Raw genomic sequence first — 17336 nt, forward strand, 5'->3', positions numbered from 1 at the left:
TCGGCGACCCCGCCGCTGTCTTCTCCTTATCCGCCAGCGAGCCCCTTGAGCGACGGATTGAGGAGGTCCTTACTATGACAAAAATGCTCAAGATCACGCTAAATGGCGAGACGTTTCTCGCCGACATGCTCTGGGACAAGGCTCCCGAGGCATGCAGGCTCTTCGAATCGTCCTGTCCGGTCGAGTCACGTATCTTTTCGGCCAAGATCTGCGATGCCGAGGTAACCTATCCCGTATCGGGCCCCATCGCCAACTACGAGCACATCGAGAACCCCGTCTTTCACGAGCCGACGGGCGCAGTGAGCTGGTATGGCGGATGGTCGTCAATCTGCATCTTCTTTGACGTGTGCGAGCCCTTTGGCACCTGCAACATGTTCGCCCGCATCTGTGAAGCCGACCGCGAGCGTTTTGCCGCCGCCTGCCGCAATGTCTGGGACAATCAGGGCATGTACATTAAAAACGAAATCGTCGAGATCGAAACGGAGGCCTAAAGATGATGGATATCAACACCCTGCTCGCACTCGACCTTGCCGAGTACACCACTGCACTTGAGGCCCTCGCCGATCAAATGATGCTCGAGGAACCGCGCGATATCGACTACATGCGCCGCCGCAAGCTCGACACAGGCCGCGAATTCGCCGTCTGGAACTTCACCGTCGGCTACTGCATGAACGCGGCCGACGCCCTCTCCCTCCTGCGAGCCCAGGCCAACGAAAACGCCAACGACGGCACCGCCGACCTCGCAACGATCAACAACAGCGCCGCGCGCCTGTGCGACTGGTTCTCGGGCGCCTTCGACGTCACCGGTAAAATGGATGACACCACGGCAATCCTCGCCCACAGCCGCGACCTCTACGCCCAGGTTGAGACTCACGAACAGTTCGCGGCCCTCACCCGCGCCACCGAGCGCTATCTGGTCCAGCTCCAATTTTGGGTCGACCGCCAGATTCCCTGGCCGGCTATTAGCGACCTCGTCCACGGCTACCGCCTACGCACAGAGAGCGGCGAGACAAGGTAAACCGACCAGGCAGACCAACAAAGTCCCATCGCGGAACCAAAAGTAAGAATCAGAGGGCTGGAGACGCACGTAGCAGCGTCTCCAGCCCCTTCGCAAAGTAGAGCGCCGTTTCAGTGGCTTTGAGACCTTATCGGACCTTTGCTATCTTCCAATTTTTGTATATTTACGCACGATATTATCCGCAAATTTTTGTATGATTTTAGGCAATTCTATCTGCCAATTTTTGTCATTTGGGGGTTTATGTTACGCCGTAAGGTCACTGATAGGCTTTTGAGCTGGAAGAATAACTCCAATAAGGCATTACTTGTTACTGGTGCGCGTCAGATCGGCAAGAGCTATGCGATTCGCGCGTTCGGAAAAAGCAACTACGCTTCGTATTTTGAGGTCAATTTACTACTCGATGTCGAGGCAAAGAATGTGCTTATTGGCGCAAAGAACTCCATTGACTTTATCAACCGTGTAGCCCTTCTTGCGGATGCGCCGCTTGTTGAGGGCGATACGCTTGTCTTTGTCGATGAGATTCAGGAGTATCCGCAGATCGTTACACTCATGAAGGCGTTGGTCGAGGATGGGCGCTTTAGCTATGTCTTCTCGGGGTCTATGCTCGGGACTGAGTTTAAGGGAATCTCTTCTTTTCCGGTGGGGTATGTCGAGCACATTGTTATGCGCCCAATGGATTTTGAAGAGTTTTGTTGGGCAAACAGCGTCAGCGAGAATGTGCTTGCCGGCATTCGCAGCTGCCTTGTCGAAAAGCATCCTGTCGAAAACTATATTCATGAGGCGATGCTCAAGAACTATAGAGCTTATATCGTTTGTGGCGGCATGCCGGAAGTCGTTCAGAACTATATTGATTCGGGTTATTCGCTCGTGAGCACACGTGAGCTTCAAACTCAGCTGGTCGATCAGTACAAAAGCGATATCTCAAAATATGCATCGACTCGAGCGTTTAACGTTCGGTCGATTTTTGAACAAATTCCCGTTCAGCTTGAGGCGGAGTCTCATCGCTTTGTTGTTTCGTCTCTGGGTGAGGAAGCTCGCCTTAAAAAATATGAACAGGATTTCCTGTGGCTTGTTAACGCAGGTGTTGGATTGATGGTCGCCAGGGTGACGGAGCCACGGAGTCCTCTCAAGAGGACGGAGAAAACGACAGCCTTCAAACTATACGAGTCTGATACAGGCATGCTAGCATCGCGGTACCCCGGCAGCACTGCACGCGCTGTCTATCTTGATATGAAAACTCCCAACCTTGGTGGTCTCTATGAGAACGTGGTCGCGCAGGAACTCGTTGCCCTCGGGGCAGATGCATGGTACTACCAAACGCGTGAGGTCGGTGAAGTTGACTTTGTGATCGAAGGCGTCCACGGTCATGTTGTCCCAATCGAGGTCAAATCTGGCAAGAAGGTTCGAGCGCACGCAGCCCTCGATCGTCTGATGAGTGCGGGCGAGTACAAAATTCCCGAGGCCGTTGTACTGAGCCACGAGAATCTCAGCAAAGAGGGCAAGGTTCTGTACGTTCCAATCTACATGACGTTTTGTCTCGATGAGTTTATGGAAAAGGATGACCCCAATAACGATTTCTCGTTCGCGCCCATATCTCTCTAGCCATTTGAATCCTCAATCCAGCCCCGTCCCCTATCCATCCCCAAAGTGGCGCGCCTTTCGCGGCAAAGCCGCGAAACAGCGACCGGAACAAAAGGCCCCCACAACCACGTCCTTCATTCAGCCACACAATCCGAGGACGTAGTCGTAGCAGGATCTGAGGGCTGACCTTCGCGGACACTCCGCAGGACGAAAGAACCCCCGCCGCACCGGCGACGGGGGTTCTTTCATGTCCGAGGACGTCCGCGAAGGTCAGCCCTCAGATCCTGCGGTGAGAGACCTAGGCCTCGTTGTACACCGTCTTGAGCTTCAGCAGGTGAGCGTAGCGGTCCATGGCGGCCTGCTCGTTCTCCTTGAAGAGCTCCTCGGCGCGCTCGGGGAAGGAACGCGTCAGCGAAGCGTAACGGGCCTCGTTCATCAGGAACTCCTGATAACCGCCTGCGGGCTCCTTGGAATCGAGCGAGAACTTCTTGCCGGCAGCAGCCTCGGGGTTGAAGCGGAAGAGGTTCCAGTAACCGCACTCGACAGCCTTCTTCATCTCGGCCTGGCAGTTCTGCATGCCGCCCTTCTTGATGGAGTGCATCTCGCAGGGGCTGTAGCCGATGATGAGGGACGGGCCGTCGTAGGCCTCGGCCTCGTGAATGGCCTTGAGGGTCTGAGCCGGGTTGGCGCCCATGGCGACCTGCGCCACGTAAACGTAGCCGTAGCTCATGGCGATCTCGGCCAGGGACTTCTTCTTGGTCACCTTACCGGCAGCGGCGAACTGAGCGACCTGGCCCAGGTTCGAGGCCTTGGAGGCCTGACCACCAGTGTTGGAGTAGACCTCGGTGTCGAAGACGAAGACGTTGACGTTGTGGCCGGAAGCCAGGACGTGGTCCAGGCCACCGAAGCCGATGTCGTAGGCCCAACCGTCGCCGCCGAAGATCCAGAAGGACTTCTTGGTGAGGTAAGCCTTGTCGGCGAGGATCGCCTTGGAGGCGTCGCAGCCGCACTTCTCGAGCTCGGCAACGTAGGCGGCGGCAGCGGTCTTAGAGGCCTCGGCGTCGTTGACGGAGTCGATCCAAGCCTGGCCGGCAGCCTTGAGCTCATCGGACGGACCATCGGCAGCGATGATGTCCTGGGTAGCGGCGATCAGCTTCTTCTGGACGGCCTCGTAACCGACGGCCATGCCCAGACCGTGCTCGGCATTGTCCTCGAACAGGGAGTTGTTCCACGCCGGGCCGTGACCGTCCTTGTCCTTGCAGTAAGGAGCGGTGGCAGCGGGGTTGCCCCAAATGGAGGAGCAGCCGGTGGCGTTGGAGATGAACATGCGGTCGCCGGCGACCTGGGTCACCAGACGTGCATAGGCGGTCTCGGCGCAGCCGGCGCAGGAGCCGGAGAACTCCAGGTAGGGCTGCTTAAACTGGCTGCCCTTGACGTTGGCCGCGATGAGCTCCTTCTTCTCGGAGACGTTCTCGACCATGTAGTCCCAAACGGGCTGCTGGTCCATCTCCTGCTCGGTGGGAACCATCTCGAGGGCGCCCTTGGGGCAGACCTTGACGCAGTTGGTGCAGCCCATGCAGTCGAGCGGGGACACAGCCATGGTGAACTTCATGCCCTTGGCCTTGGGGCCCATGGCGTCGAGCGTACGGGTAGCCTCGGGCGCGGCGGCAGCCTCGTCCTCGGTCATCGCGAACGGACGGATGGTGGCATGCGGGCACACATAGGCGCACTGGTTGCACTGGATGCACTTGGTCTCGTCCCAGTGAGGAACGACCACGGCGACGCCGCGCTTCTCGTATGCGGAGGCGCCCAGCTCAAACTGGCCGTCGGCACAACCGACGAAGGCGGAAACGGGCAGGCTGTCGCCATCCATGCGATCGATGGGCTCGAGCAGGTTCTTGACCTGCTGGGCGATAGCGGACTTGGTCTCCTCGGAGAGCTCGACGGGAGCGGCATCCTCGGCGGTAGCCCAGTCGGCCGGAACCTCGAACTTACGGAAGGCGGTAGCGCCGGCATCGATGGCCTTGTGGTTGGCGTCGACGATAGCCTGGCCCTTCTTCATGTAGGACTTAGTAGCCGCGTCCTTCATGTACTGCAGGGCGTCCTCGGCGGGCAGGACCTTGGCCAGCGCGAAGAAGGCGGACTGGAGTACCGTGTTGGTGCGCTTGCCCATGCCGACCTTGGCGGCCAGGTCGATAGCGTCGATCAGGTAGACGTTGACGTTGTTGTTGGCGATGTAGCGCTTGGCCACGGCGGGCATGTGCTCGGCGAACTCCTCATCGCTCCACTGGCAGTTGACCAGGAAGGTGCCGCCCGGCTTGACGTCGCGGACCATCTTGAAGCCCTTGACGATGTAGCTGGGGTTGTGGCAGGCGACAAAGTCGGCCTTGGTCACATAGTACGGCGAGCGGATCGGGGAATCACCAAAGCGCAGGTGCGAGACGGTGACGCCGCCGGTCTTCTTGGAGTCGTACTGGAAGTAGGCTTGGACGTACTTGTCGGTGTGGTCGCCGATGATCTTAATCGAGTTCTTGTTGGCGCCGACGGTACCGTCGCCACCCAGACCCCAGAACTTGCACTCGATGGTGCCGGGGGCTGCGGTGTTGGGCGCATCCTCGACCTCGGGCAGGCTCAGGTTGGTCACGTCATCGACAATGCCGATGGTGAACTCGCGCTTGGGCTCGTCCTTCTTGAGCTCCTCGAAGACAGCGAACGCGGACGCGGGAGGCGTGTCCTTGCTGCCCAAGCCATAACGGCCGCCGACGACCTTGATGCCCGTCTTGCCAGCCTCGTAGAGAGCGGAGACGACGTCCTGGTAGAGCGGCTCGCCGATAGAACCCGGCTCCTTGGTACGGTCCATGACGGCAATCTTCTGGACGGTCTCGGGGAGAACGTCGACGAAGTGCTTGATGGAGAACGGACGGAACAGACGAACCTTGACCAGGCCGACCTTCTCGCCGTGAGCGTTGAGGTAGTCGATGACTTCCTCGAGCACGTCGCAGAAGGAGCCCATGCACACGACGACGCGATCGGCATCGGGAGCGCCGTAGTAGTTGAACAGGCCGTAATCGGTGCCGAGCTTCTCGTTGATCTTCTTCATGTAGCCCTCGACGACGGCGGGAAGCTCGTCGTAGACCTTGTTGCAGGCCTCGCGGTTCTGGAAGAAGATGTCGCCGTTCTCGTGGCTACCGCGGGTGTGCGGGTGCTCAGGGTTGAGCGCGTGGTCGCGGAAAGCCTGGACAGCGTCCATGTCGCACATCTCGGCCAGATCCTTGTAGTCCCACATGGCGACCTTCTGGATCTCGTGGCTGGTGCGGAAGCCGTCGAAGAAGTTAAGGAACGGAGTCTTGCCCTCGATGGCGGCAAGGTGAGCCACCGGCGAGAGGTCCATGACCTCCTGGACGTTGCCCTCGGCGAGCATGGCGAAGCCGGTCTGACGACAGGCCATGACGTCGGAGTGATCGCCAAAAATGTTCAGGGCGTGGGAAGCGACGCAACGCGCGGAGACGTGGAAAACGCCCGGGAGCTGCTCGCCTGCGATCTTGTACATGTTCGGGATCATCAGGAGCAGACCCTGAGAAGCCGTGTAGGTGGTGGTCAGAGCACCGGCGCCCAGCGAACCGTGAACGGTACCGGCTGCACCTGCCTCGGACTCCATCTCGACGACCTTGACCGGGGTGCCGAAGATGTTCTTGCGACCCTGGGCCGCCCACTGGTCGACATGGTCGGCCATCGGGCTGGACGGCGTAATGGGATAAATTCCCGCTACCTCGGTGTACGCATACGAAACATATGCGGCCGCCTCGTTGCCGTCCATAGACTTAAACTTACGCGCCATATACCCCTCTCCTCTCATATAGGTATACAGGCCCCGGCGATCGCCGGGATGTTGGCGTGATGGGATTTACGCTGTTGCTTCCAATCATCTGGCAGGCAGGCTCAGCAGCAGGTACGTGGCGTGGAGAGAAGACATGCCGAGGCGAGGGGCAGCTGATGCGCCCCACAGACCCGACCGCCCGTCTTGCACATGACCGAGCGCCGCAAAGGCCGCATGCCGGATGCTCCCGGGCACGCCCCGGCGATGGGAAGCGCCCGCAACGGAAATCCGCATGCGGGTTTATTGTACCCCGCCGTTAAGTGTAATTTCGACAAATATAGGCGGGCGGTAAAGGTTTACCTCGGGTGACCGCCAAAGGCCAGAATGGTCCCTCCATCCCCGGACGACTGGCTCTGACGCGCCAAGGAGTGTCCCCAAGTACCGGCAGGAAAGGAACGTCCCTAACTGCCGGCTAGAGGGCGCCGAGCAGGATGGCGTAGGTGGTGGATTCGCCGAGTTTGAGCTCGTCGCCGGGGTTGAGCTGGGCGGAGCGGCCGGGCTCTACTTGAATACACACACTCGTGGCCCCGTTTACCACCACGGTGCCGTTAGTGGACGACAGGTCCTCGACAAACCATGCGCCAGACTCGTCGCACCAGATATGGGCATGGCGGGCCGAGACGTCGTCGGTGATGCCGCCCTCCCCCGTTGCCAGCGCGCCGATCTCAACGCCTTCCTCACTCGGCTGAATCCAGCGCGGGACGCTCACCACGTAGCCGTTTTGCACGCACAGCAGTCCCAGCGGATGCGCCGGCGCGACCTCGTGCTCGCCCGCGACCGAAGATGTGCTCAGCGAGCGCGGCGTCGACGTGTCGCCGCCACGGGTCGCATGAGCGCGGCGGCTCGCCCGACTTGGAACTAAGGCGGGCGTGAGAGCAAACGGCATAGGGAACGAATCTTGCGGATGTACTCCTCGACGTCAGGCAGGTAAGCCCCACGAAGTCACCGGGGAGGCCCAAGCGGCCCGGCACCACTTCCAGATTCTGACCAGGGCGAGTCGTTCGCCGGTGGCTGAAGGCTCGCTCCCACCCAAAAGGGGAGATTCGCGTTGTTCCCCAATCGCTCTCGCATCTTTCATTTTGCCCGAGGTGGGCTATAAAAACTTTCCTGGTGAAAGGCGGCGATTGGTTTCCTTTCTTTCTAGAGGAGCGCGCCTGTAATCTGTTTTCATCCTAAATCAAGTTAAGATCGGACCTTCCAGAGGCAAGTCGACTCAAACTGCAAGGCTCCATGTTGGAATAAAGAGCGCTGTCGAAGTGCCAACAACACAAAGCTTGCCAGTCTCAAATAGAACCTTTTGGGAGTCCGATTGGGCCGCACACCGAATCCCCGCTGGTGGTTTTTTATAGCTGCGCAACAATAAACAAGGTTAGTGCCAGTCCAGCATGAAATTGAGGAACGTATGCATTTTTTCTCAGTAAGTGATCGTCGTTACTGCTTCGATGAGGTCACTCGCAATTGCTTTCAGGTTGACCAAGCATCAGAAGATGCGCTTCGCATATTTGAAGCATCGGGAAGAACGGTCAACTCGAAGTTGCTAACAAAGTCACTTGCTGCGAAAGGCTACGACCAAACGACCATAGCAGAACTTGAAGACGACATTGATGAGTATCAACGATTGTCTGAGCGGACTTTCTTAACAAAAGACACGCCTCGAAAACTTAGATCCATCGAACTCCACGTTTCACATGCATGCAACCTTGGTTGTAGTTACTGTTTTGCCGGTAAAGGAGATTATGGAACGTCTCCTCTGCTGATGACAGACGAGATAGCCTTCAAGGCGGTCGACTACCTCGTCGCAAGTTCATCGGAAAACGAAACGCTTGCGATCGTCTTTTTTGGTGGGGAACCCATGATTAACGAGCCGCTGATATGGAAAACGGTCGACTATTCAAAAAGAATATACCCCAATAGAAACTTTACCTATTCTATTACGACCAACGGAACGCTTTTGAATGACACTGCTGTGAATTCTTTCAAGGAGCACGGGTTTTCTGTTCTGATTAGTCTCGATGGTACAGGATGCAAGCACGATGCATCGCGCCCGTACAAGACGGGAGGCGGCTCTTTCTCCGATATCGACAAAAACGTTCGTCGTTTTTCCGAGTCGTTCCCCTTCGGCGCAAGAGCGACCTTAACAAATAATAACTGTAACCTTGTTGAAGACTATCTTCAGTTTAAAGAGATGGGCTTCAGAAGGATTTACTTCTCGCCCGTGAGCTCATTCGATGAGAATATCAAACTCGACGAACACTCATTAAACAAAATCAGGGCGGGCCTAATAGATTTGGCGGATCAATATCTCAAACAGATTGATCAAGGGGAAAAGCCCTTGTTTAGAACATTGAAAACTGCAGTTGATTTGATTATGAGCAACAGGATCGCCTTTGTCGGATGCGGGGCTGGCAGGCGTTTTATTTCCGTGACTCCCGAAGGGGACGTATACCCCTGTCACAGGTTTGTCGGGATGATGCGATTCAAAATGGGCAACATCGTCACCGGAATTGACGAAACTAGGTATATTGAAAACTGGAGTCAGGGTGTCGAAAAAAGAATTGACTGTACGGACTGTTGGGCTCGGTCTTTCTGTGGTGGGGGCTGTAGCTGGGAGGCTGCAGACGAGCACGGCTACTTGCCCAAGAGTCTACACCCTGCATCATGTGAATATAGAAAGATGTGCTACGAGATGGCTTTTGACCTTATTTCCCGCCACTCATCTTCGCAGGAGAAAAATCAACGAGAAGCTACTGTATCGGAATAAGCGGTTCAGCGCATTGCTGTCACCATTGTGGAGGTGTTCGTTCTTCTGATTACCGTCTGCGAAGCTTATTGCTACGTTCGCCGAAACCATTCTAGAAATATGGTGAACTAGACATCTTGGTTTGTTATACACAATATTGAGGTTTTTCTGCACTCAAAGGGAGGTAGTCGTGAAGCATATTCATCCGATTAATCCAGGAAGTGGCGACGAGGCAGGCGTGAAGCCGATGTCTTTTGACTGCCTCTTGGGCATTACTGACATCTGTACTGTTTATGATAAAGCAGATGGCTGTGGTGCATACGATTACTGCGACTATGACATGGATGGCGGCAGCATCTGCGTTGTAGATCACTGTGGCATTGATCAAACGTAGTCTCTAATTGGATTAAGGTGAGGAGCTGTTATGAAGCATATCCATCCTGTTGGTTCAAATGAACATCCTCCCGTTGAGCCTTGTTGTCTTGGAGTTGATATATGCAATTTTTACGACATCGCCGAGTGCCCTGTTGCGGATTGGTGCTATGTCGATAAAGAATCAAGCTGTGTTTTGCCAGCAGATTGGTGCGATCCAGTTGACGAGTAGTTTTGTGGCTAGGAACTATTTGGTCCAATTCAGAATAAGATGGGAACAAATACCAAAATCTCGTGTCTGGGAGGAGTTATGCCATTATTGCAAGGTCTCGTTGGATTAGCCTTTATACTTGCGTTATATCTGGCACCTTTTTTAATTCTATTCTTCATTATCCGACTCTTTCTTCGGAGAAAATAGGAGTGTCACGCAAACATTAGCGTAGCTTTCTTCCAATATGAGCCGAGCATTGGCAAGTGGAATAAGAAGCCCGACCGTTCGTCACATGAAAGTGATCGGACGGGCCTCTCAATTTAGCCCGGGCCGCCACCCATAGCGGCTTTCCGGGCGTATTTTCGGTGCAAAGCAATCGTCAGTTTAATCCTATGCGTCGATACCGCATTTCATTTGTTCGGCTCGTATTCTACGGCCTTGTAACCCTCGCACTCTCCGGCAAACGGATTGAACACGAAGGCAGAGATGATGTGTGCGTGGACATCGAGGCTGCTGTAGGCAACATACTGGGGCATGGACCCCCGCTGCGCGTGGCATGCGGCCCGGCATATTCATTGCCGTCCAACCCCGTGTAGTTGCAGCAAAGGGTGGAACCTCAATGCTCAGCTCATGTTGTCCGTGGGACACGAGAATTGTAAGTACACTTTGGTGTGATTCTCACGATGATACTGAGCCACCTGGAATAAGATACGTCGCGACAACACTTCGCTTCACCTCTGTCTCGACAAGACAACGTAGACTAAAGTTTCCTTTAGTAAGAGAATGAGAACTATATCTGAAAGCGTTGCGATGGCGTGAAGGCACCGAGTCCGAACCGACTGAATGCTACGTGCATCTGCATCGCTTTTTTGTTATCTCTGTCAGTTGGGTAGCACTACACTTGTCAGCATTTACCCCGGTACATGCTGCCTAAATCCACTACCCCTTCTACCGCGCCGACCATCTCGTCATCGTGAGAGACAATGATGATCAGCTGGCTTTGCTTGTTGCGCTTAACATAGGCCGCAAGCTCGGCGCGGCTTACAGCGTCTAACCCAGTCGTGGGCTCGTCGAGCACCAAAACTGACGACTTGCGTGAAATCGCCGACCATAAGTACACGCGGCGCAACTCACCGCCCGAAAGCGCGGAGCAACGTTTCCCGAGCAACTCCTTCACGCTGTTTTCCAGCGAAGGTAGGTCATCTACACCCCGGTGATAGGGAGAAAAGGGCGTGTCGAAATACTCTAACAGCTCTTTCACCGTTTCGTCCGGCGCGAAGCACGACTGTGGGCAGCACGATATCTCTCTCGCACGTATGTAATCCAAGTCGCATTCTTCGATTGGCACACCGTTGTATTTTACTTTGCCTTTCGATGAATATAGCCCGAGCATCAAGTAAAGAAGCGATGTCTTGCCCCTTCCGTTCTCCCCAACTATGCAATATGTACCAGGACCGGAAAACTTGAAAGAAAACCCGCCGAGGACCCCTCGGACAGATCCGTCTGGAAGGGCAACCGAGAATTCCAAATCAGATACCGAAATGTCATTTATTCCATCAAGTTTCGCCAAATCGGTCCGATTCCACCCCGATCTCGCCTTTTCCCTCGTCGCGATAGCCGTCCTATCCCATGATGCTTTGGCGTCCTGATAGGATTTGAACAATGACATCATACTTTTCAAAGTCTTAAAGAGAACCGCGAAGTATGTACCGATGATAGTGTACTCGCCTATTGACATAGTTCCGTTAATGATTCGTACTCCGGAAACAACAAGTATCACCGCTTGAAACAACGCTGCGAAAAGACCATCGAGCGATGTCAGAGAATATGATAGCTTTCCGGAGCGCAAAACTTTGGGAAAATAGCTCTTAAACCCAGCGTCGAGCGCTTGTTCGCTCTTGCCGTACGAAGATGCCAGTTGAATGTTGAGAATCTGATTAAGCTGCGATGCAATTGCGGCGTAAAAGGCGCTGTCCGCCTCTTTCTTCTCATACGTGACCCTATACAAAAGTTTCCTCAACCCAGTAATTACACAGAAATACACGATGAGGAGAATGATGGAAAACACCGCGAGAGTTGAATCAATTGACCATATGATAAGCAATACGATGGGAATAGCTACAATGGACAGCGGCGCACTGATGAAATTCGCCAAAACGAAGGATGAGACCACGCTGGAGTCGGAAATAATCCGTTGCGTTGTATAGGCTGGATCGATGGTCCGACTCACCAAGTAATCGTCTCTTTCAAAACGCAAGACGGCCTCCCTGAGAAGATCAAAGGAAAGTCTCGTGCTTATGCGAATGGAAAGTGTTCCTGCAAAATAAGTAAAGAGGGTGGAGAAAACTCCTATTGACGCAACCAGGAGTGCGAAGAGTGCGGCGTCTCTTTCGCTGCGGTTACCGAGAAGAAAATCTAAAAATTTTCCGTTCACGTATGGCATAGCATAGGAGAGAGCGGTTCCAATCACCGTGATAGCAATGAAGACGAAAGCCCCTTTTGCTCTGATGAACCTCGAGAGAACGCATCGAATCAAGGAAGGCCCCAATCTACCCGCCACAAAACATCAATCACTGATACCTTACACCTCAACACAACAGGAGCGAAGATTTGCCAATGAGACTGCTTTAAGATTGCCTTGGGCCAATACGGTCTCAAGCTCTTCCTACAAGAGAGTCGGAATCGGACATCTCCTCCGACGAATCTGGCAATCGGGCGATTGAAATATCTTTTTCAACCGCCCGATTGCCACAATAGATTGGAGCGTCCGCCCGCAAACGACCTCGTTTTACACCCACCAAATCCTTTGCCTTTTGTCGCCTAGACTAGAAAAATCGCTCATAATAACGCAACCAGCCTGCTCGCTTGAAGAAACCTAAGCCCGTAATGTAGATGTGCAAACTTCCGGACGCCTTGCGCGGCATAGCGCGTATAAACTTCGTCAACCGCCTCAGAAATACCTGAGTATCGCGCCAGGGCAAAAGCATACGACGTCGCCGCCATACCCCGCACCCATTCGGAACGCGGACTAATTGAATAGCTGCACAGTATCATCATACATGCATCTAGACCTGATTCCCCAAGTAGCCGACGTATTGATGCGAGCATCGTGGGTCGCCCCTACGCCATCGTCGTCACCCCTATTAGCAGTATTTAGTGTTTTCCTCTAAATGCGTATCGCCACCCTTAAGAATATGAAGTGTTATATCCAGACCCGATTGTCCCCCATCCCCAACGAAGGGATAAGGAATCTCATCCGGAATCGGCAGTAACGGAGGATTCACAACGACAAGCGAAAAACATGAGTCATCTCACAGAGGGGAGTAAAGGCTCCCCTCAAGCACCCTAGTTTCGTCATCCAAAGAGTTGATGGCAGTGTTCTTCTTACAAAGGTCGACAACAAAAGGGTTGATTTCTACAGATGTTACATCCATGCCACAGTTGGTAAGTATCAGGCCCTGTATTCTGGGACCAGAACACAAATCGAGAGCCTTCCGTGCGCTCTGCGGTGTAAGGCGCCAATCTTAGCAAATCTGTCCCACAATACTGCGCTGAAGAACAAGACGGAACCCCTGAGCCAAACTCCCCTATACCTTTTTAAGGCTAAGACAGGCAAGTTCACGCACCAGGCATATTCCAGAATAACATCCTATTGTTTTAGATGCTCTACAAGCATGAACAGCCGCGAATCGGAAAGATCTTCTAGTTTCGCCCCGACTGACCGCCAAGGGCCAAAATGGCCTCTCCATCCCCAGGCGACCGGCTCTGGCGCGCAGAGAAGTGTCCCCAGCCGGCAGAAAAGGAACGTCCCTAACTGCCGGCTAGAGGGCACCGAAGAGGATGGCGTAGGTAGTGGATTCGCCGAGCTTGAGCTCGTCGCCGGGATTGAGTTGGGCGGAACGGCCGGGCTCGACCTGAATGCAGACGCGCGTGGCCCCGTTTACCACCACGGTTCCGTTGGTGGACGACAAGTCCTCGACGTGCCAGATATTTTGAGCATCGCACCAGATATGGGCATGGCGGGCCGAGACATCGTCGCCGACGTCGGTAATATCGCCCTCACCAGTGGCCAGCGCGCCAATCTCAACACCCTGCTCACTCGGCTGAATCCAGCGCGGGGCGCTCACGACAAAACTGTTTTGCACGCGCAGCAAGCCCAAGGGGTGCGCCGGGGCGGGTTCGCGTTCGCCCGCAGTCAGCGACATGCCAAGCGAACGCGGCGTGGATGTGCCTCCGCCACAGGTCGCGTGTGCGTAGTCGATGGCATAGTTCACCGAGGACCGCACATCCGCCGAACAACCGACGGCGACAAACAGCACCAGCACGGCCTCGGCGCGCTCGGCGGGCATGAGTTCCGCCGCCTGGGACAGGCGATCGAGCGCGTTGCGATAGAGATTCGTGTCCTGGTGGCACTCTTCGAGCGCGCGTACCATCGGTTCACCTGCAGGACCGCACACCATATTGATCACAGCCGTGGAGTCCATGGGATTGCGCTGGCGCAGAGCCAGTTGTGACATAATACGCGCAGCCGAGGTACCGTATTCGGCAAAGTAGCGCTGCTGAAGCGTGCCGACCGGCGCGCGAACGATAAAGCGGGAAACCCAAGAGCGATCGGCGGCTCGGCTCTGCGGGCTGCGGCCGTCGGCGAGCGGACGGGACGAAAGCACCAAGCCGCACAGCTCGATATGGCTCAGATGCGCCGCGCGCTTAAAGATGTCAAACATGGCCCCGCATGGGGTGAGCTCAACTTGAGATGCCATGACCTAGGCCTCCTTGGTCGTAGAAATAGAATCGGACGATACTTCGACAGGTCCGCCAAAAGTACGGGCAGCTGCGGCTCCACCGGCAAGCGGAGTCGCCATCTGGGCTTTTGTGCGTCGCGGTGCCGAAACGGGAAGTTCAAAGGCAAAGCCCATCGCAAGCAAAAACCACGTAAGCGTATAGGTTGCAACCAGAGCGGCAACAAGGCCGCCCGTCACGGCGCGTTGGGAAAATACGCTACATGCAGCCACAACCAGCACCGGAACCTCGCAGGCAGAAAGCGCGAGCACACCCTGTAGGAACCCCGAGCGCCGATCGCGCGCAAGTGCCCCCGCGGCAACGCCGGCTATGCCTGGCAGCGCCAACGCCAGTGCGGCAATAATACCCGGTAGCGACCCAGACCACACGAGCGATCCCAAAGTCGCCGTCACGCGAGCGCCCGACGCCAGCAGCGCGGCCGAAACCACGACCACAGCCCAAACCACGCCACAGACGACCGTCGCGCCGACCATCAGCGCGCGACGAACCGCGCGGCCAGACGCATCCATGGGGCACGGCGTGAGCGGCTCGCCGCGGAGCGAACGACCGACATTTTGCGCATAGTGGTCACAAAACGCCGAGAGCGCCGCCTCGACCGCCGCCGGCTCGGGACGATCTTTTTGATGGCTGGACAGACAGGCCATCACCACGTCGAACAGCTGGGCATCGACAAACGCCAGCGCATCGCGTAGCTCTTCGGAATCCGGCTCAAGCCCTAGCTGCTGGGCCTGCTCGGCCGCGGCGAGCGCCACATCGGGCTCACGACGAAGCAGTTGAGTCAAATCACAACCGGGCGCATGGGCACCAATGGGATAGTCGGGCCGTGTGTCCATTTTGAGACGGTAGGGGCTCGCGATGTCGCGCGTCTTTTTGCGCGAACCCGAGGTGCCCGAAGTGCTCGGCGCGGCTTCGTATGGCGCGACGCAGCGTGGCATAGCGCTCCGTAAACGACGCCTTGCCGCCGGTACCGGCCACGGCCGACGCAGGCTCGAGCGCCAGCGACGAGCCAAAGTCGATCAGGCACAGGTCAAAGGTGCCCTCGGCAAGCTGCCGGTCAAGCGGCAGACGCGCCGCACGCACCATAATATTAGCGGGCGAGATATCGCGATGGACAAAGCCCTCACCCACCAGGCTCATACGGCAGAGCAGATCGAACAGGTCGCGACCCAGACGCGCCGCCACAAGCGGCGACAGGCGTCCGGCATCGTCCACGGCGAGTCGCGAACGCAAGCGGGCAAGCGTCTCGCCCTCGACCCATTCCATGACAATTGCAGGCACACCGTCGACCTCGCCCCAGCCATAGAGGCGGGGAAAGCCCTTAAGGCCCGAAAGGGCGCGATGGCATTCGTATTCCTCGCGAAACGCCGCCTTGAACTTGGCGACCAGCGCCTCGTGAGCGGCATCGTCGTCAAACTCATCGCGCGTCGGCAAGATGAGCTGCTTGAGTGCCACGGCCTCGCCTTGGGCGTTGACGGCACGCGTCACGCGGCCGATACCGCCACGGCGCATGGTGGCATCGTCGGCAAACAGCATCGTAAAACGACGCAGATAGGCAGGCAGTTCGTCCTGACCGAGCGCAATGGCCGGCTCAAACCCGTCGACACGCGCCAGGCGCAGGCCGACCATGGGATCGCGACCGAGCGATTGTGGTGTGGTGGATGCAAGATCGGTCATCATAGGGCAAGCGCCGCCACGTTATTGTTGAAGTTACCGAGCGCGACGTCATCATCGCCGTAATGGCCGACCCATTGACATAGGTTGGTGTAACAGCCCCACAGATTGGCATACTGCTGATACCACTTTGACCGGGGCGAGAATGTCTGACGACCGAACTCGGCTCGAATGACAAACATCTCCCCGACCAGGCTGTCGCACGGTCTGGGATCTCCCGTAGAGTTATAGGTCGAGACCACGTCATTGGCACGAGAAACATAGCCGTCGAGCATGTTGTACTTGGTCACAAGCCAACTGTGAATGCTCTCTTCCTCGGCAGCGGAAAGGCCACCGGAGTTTGCATCGTTGTCAGTGTTGCCGCCCATCGGGCCGCCGTTTCCAGACCCTCCGGTAGAGGAACCCGACCCAGAGCCGCCGCCCGAACTCGATGAACCCGAGCCGGAGCCAGAAGTATCCGAGCTACCGGGCTTTCCGGACTGCTGGGCGTCCTGCTCCTTTTGCTGCTCGACCTTATTCACCGTTGCCGCCGCGCTATTGTTGGACAACCGATCGATGATCTTGGTGTTGGTGAGCACGATGGTTTTGCCATTGGCAAGCGTGACTTCGTTGTCCGGGGCCTCGGCGCCGTCCGCATCGTCGGTGCCAAACACAATATGCCCGACCACACTTGCCCAAGCATATCCAGTCGTGGTGCCCAGATCGCTTTTGACCTCATGCCCAACGCGCGGCTCGCGTGCGGCATGCGCCTGCATCATGGACGGCACGGTCATGCCATAGGCAGAAACGCCAGCTATGACCAGCACCAGCGAGCACGATAGCAGTGCGTACGCCCGCGGCGCCAAGCCCAGTCGGCGTCGTATGCGCACCGCGGCGCCGCGCTTTGTCTGAGTGCCACCGGGCCGCATGCGTTCTCCTCCAACAAAAACACGCCGCTCGGGAGCGGCGCATTCATTCGAATCCATATTTGAGTGTATCAGCGAACCCAAAAGGTTGCGCAACGAATGGGCAAATTAAGGATGCGAGCGGAAGCATCCATGCGATAAGCGGATACGAAGCATCTTTG

At 56.2% G+C, this 17336-nt stretch carries 14 protein-coding genes; 6 read left to right on the forward strand and 8 right to left on the reverse strand.

Annotation, left to right across the window (positions count from 1 at the left end; all coding sequences use genetic code 11):
- Nucleotides 1–74 precede the first annotated feature (74 nt).
- From PMX21_RS05995 to PMX21_RS06005, 3 genes are all read left to right on the forward strand, one after another.
- A complete protein-coding gene (locus PMX21_RS05995) occupies nt 75–491 on the forward strand; it encodes a DUF3830 family protein (RefSeq protein WP_271758656.1) in 417 nt (138 codons plus the stop codon).
- Between the two features lie 5 nt (nt 492–496).
- Nucleotides 497–1018, forward strand: a complete 522-nt coding sequence (locus PMX21_RS06000; RefSeq protein WP_271758658.1) for a hypothetical protein — start codon at nt 497–499, stop codon at nt 1016–1018.
- A gap of 270 nt (nt 1019–1288) precedes the next feature.
- Entirely contained in the window at nt 1289–2620 is a 1332-nt protein-coding gene (locus PMX21_RS06005) for an ATP-binding protein (protein WP_271758660.1), read from the forward strand.
- A gap of 277 nt (nt 2621–2897) precedes the next feature.
- Here PMX21_RS06005 and nifJ read toward each other — a convergent pair whose 3' ends face one another.
- Together nifJ and PMX21_RS06015 are read right to left on the reverse strand one after the other, a co-directional pair.
- Nucleotides 2898–6437 carry a pyruvate:ferredoxin (flavodoxin) oxidoreductase gene (nifJ, locus tag PMX21_RS06010; RefSeq protein WP_271758662.1) on the reverse strand — a complete coding sequence of 1180 codons (3540 nt, stop codon included), beginning with the start codon at nt 6435–6437 and terminating at the stop codon, nt 2898–2900.
- 451 nt (nt 6438–6888) lie between these two features.
- On the reverse strand, nt 6889–7362 hold the full coding sequence (locus tag PMX21_RS06015; protein ID WP_055285289.1) for an FHA domain-containing protein: 474 nt from the start codon (nt 7360–7362) through the stop codon (nt 6889–6891).
- A gap of 516 nt (nt 7363–7878) precedes the next feature.
- Here PMX21_RS06015 and PMX21_RS06020 point away from each other — a divergent pair.
- From PMX21_RS06020 to PMX21_RS06030, 3 genes are all read left to right on the forward strand, one after another.
- Nucleotides 7879–9237, forward strand: coding sequence for a radical SAM/SPASM domain-containing protein (locus PMX21_RS06020; protein WP_082421808.1), 1359 nt, complete (start codon nt 7879–7881; stop codon nt 9235–9237).
- Nucleotides 9238–9406: 169 nt separating this feature from the next.
- A complete protein-coding gene (locus PMX21_RS06025; protein WP_124785779.1) occupies nt 9407–9610 on the forward strand; it encodes a hypothetical protein in 204 nt (67 codons plus the stop codon).
- A gap of 30 nt (nt 9611–9640) precedes the next feature.
- Complete coding sequence (locus tag PMX21_RS06030) at nt 9641–9820, forward strand: hypothetical protein (protein ID WP_147324165.1); 180 nt, start codon at nt 9641–9643, stop codon at nt 9818–9820.
- 389 nt (nt 9821–10209) lie between these two features.
- On the opposite strand, the gene PMX21_RS06035 is transcribed toward PMX21_RS06030, so the two are convergent.
- From PMX21_RS06035 to PMX21_RS06060, 6 genes are all read right to left on the reverse strand, one after another.
- Complete coding sequence (locus tag PMX21_RS06035; protein WP_255413194.1) at nt 10210–10335, reverse strand: hypothetical protein; 126 nt, start codon at nt 10333–10335, stop codon at nt 10210–10212.
- Between the two features lie 368 nt (nt 10336–10703).
- Nucleotides 10704–12335: an ATP-binding cassette domain-containing protein gene (locus PMX21_RS06040; RefSeq protein ID WP_271758665.1), complete on the reverse strand. Its 1632-nt coding sequence runs from the start codon at nt 12333–12335 to the stop codon at nt 10704–10706.
- 1285 nt (nt 12336–13620) lie between these two features.
- Nucleotides 13621–14559 (reverse strand): FHA domain-containing protein, encoded by a 939-nt coding sequence (locus PMX21_RS06045; RefSeq protein ID WP_118270928.1) that lies wholly within the window; start codon nt 14557–14559, stop codon nt 13621–13623.
- Nucleotides 14560–14562: 3 nt separating this feature from the next.
- Nucleotides 14563–15381, reverse strand: a complete 819-nt coding sequence (locus tag PMX21_RS06050; protein WP_271758666.1) for a hypothetical protein — start codon at nt 15379–15381, stop codon at nt 14563–14565.
- A 1-nt stretch (nt 15382) separates the two neighbouring features.
- A complete protein-coding gene (locus tag PMX21_RS06055) occupies nt 15383–16276 on the reverse strand; it encodes a protein kinase domain-containing protein (RefSeq protein ID WP_271758668.1) in 894 nt (297 codons plus the stop codon).
- A complete protein-coding gene (locus PMX21_RS06060) occupies nt 16273–17178 on the reverse strand; it encodes a hypothetical protein (RefSeq protein ID WP_271758670.1) in 906 nt (301 codons plus the stop codon). Before PMX21_RS06060 ends, PMX21_RS06055 begins: the two co-directional genes overlap by 4 nt.
- Between the last annotated feature and the right edge of the window lie 158 nt (nt 17179–17336).

It is taken from the genome of Collinsella aerofaciens, from assembly GCF_028209885.1.
Taxonomy (GTDB): domain Bacteria; phylum Actinomycetota; class Coriobacteriia; order Coriobacteriales; family Coriobacteriaceae; genus Collinsella; species Collinsella aerofaciens_BA.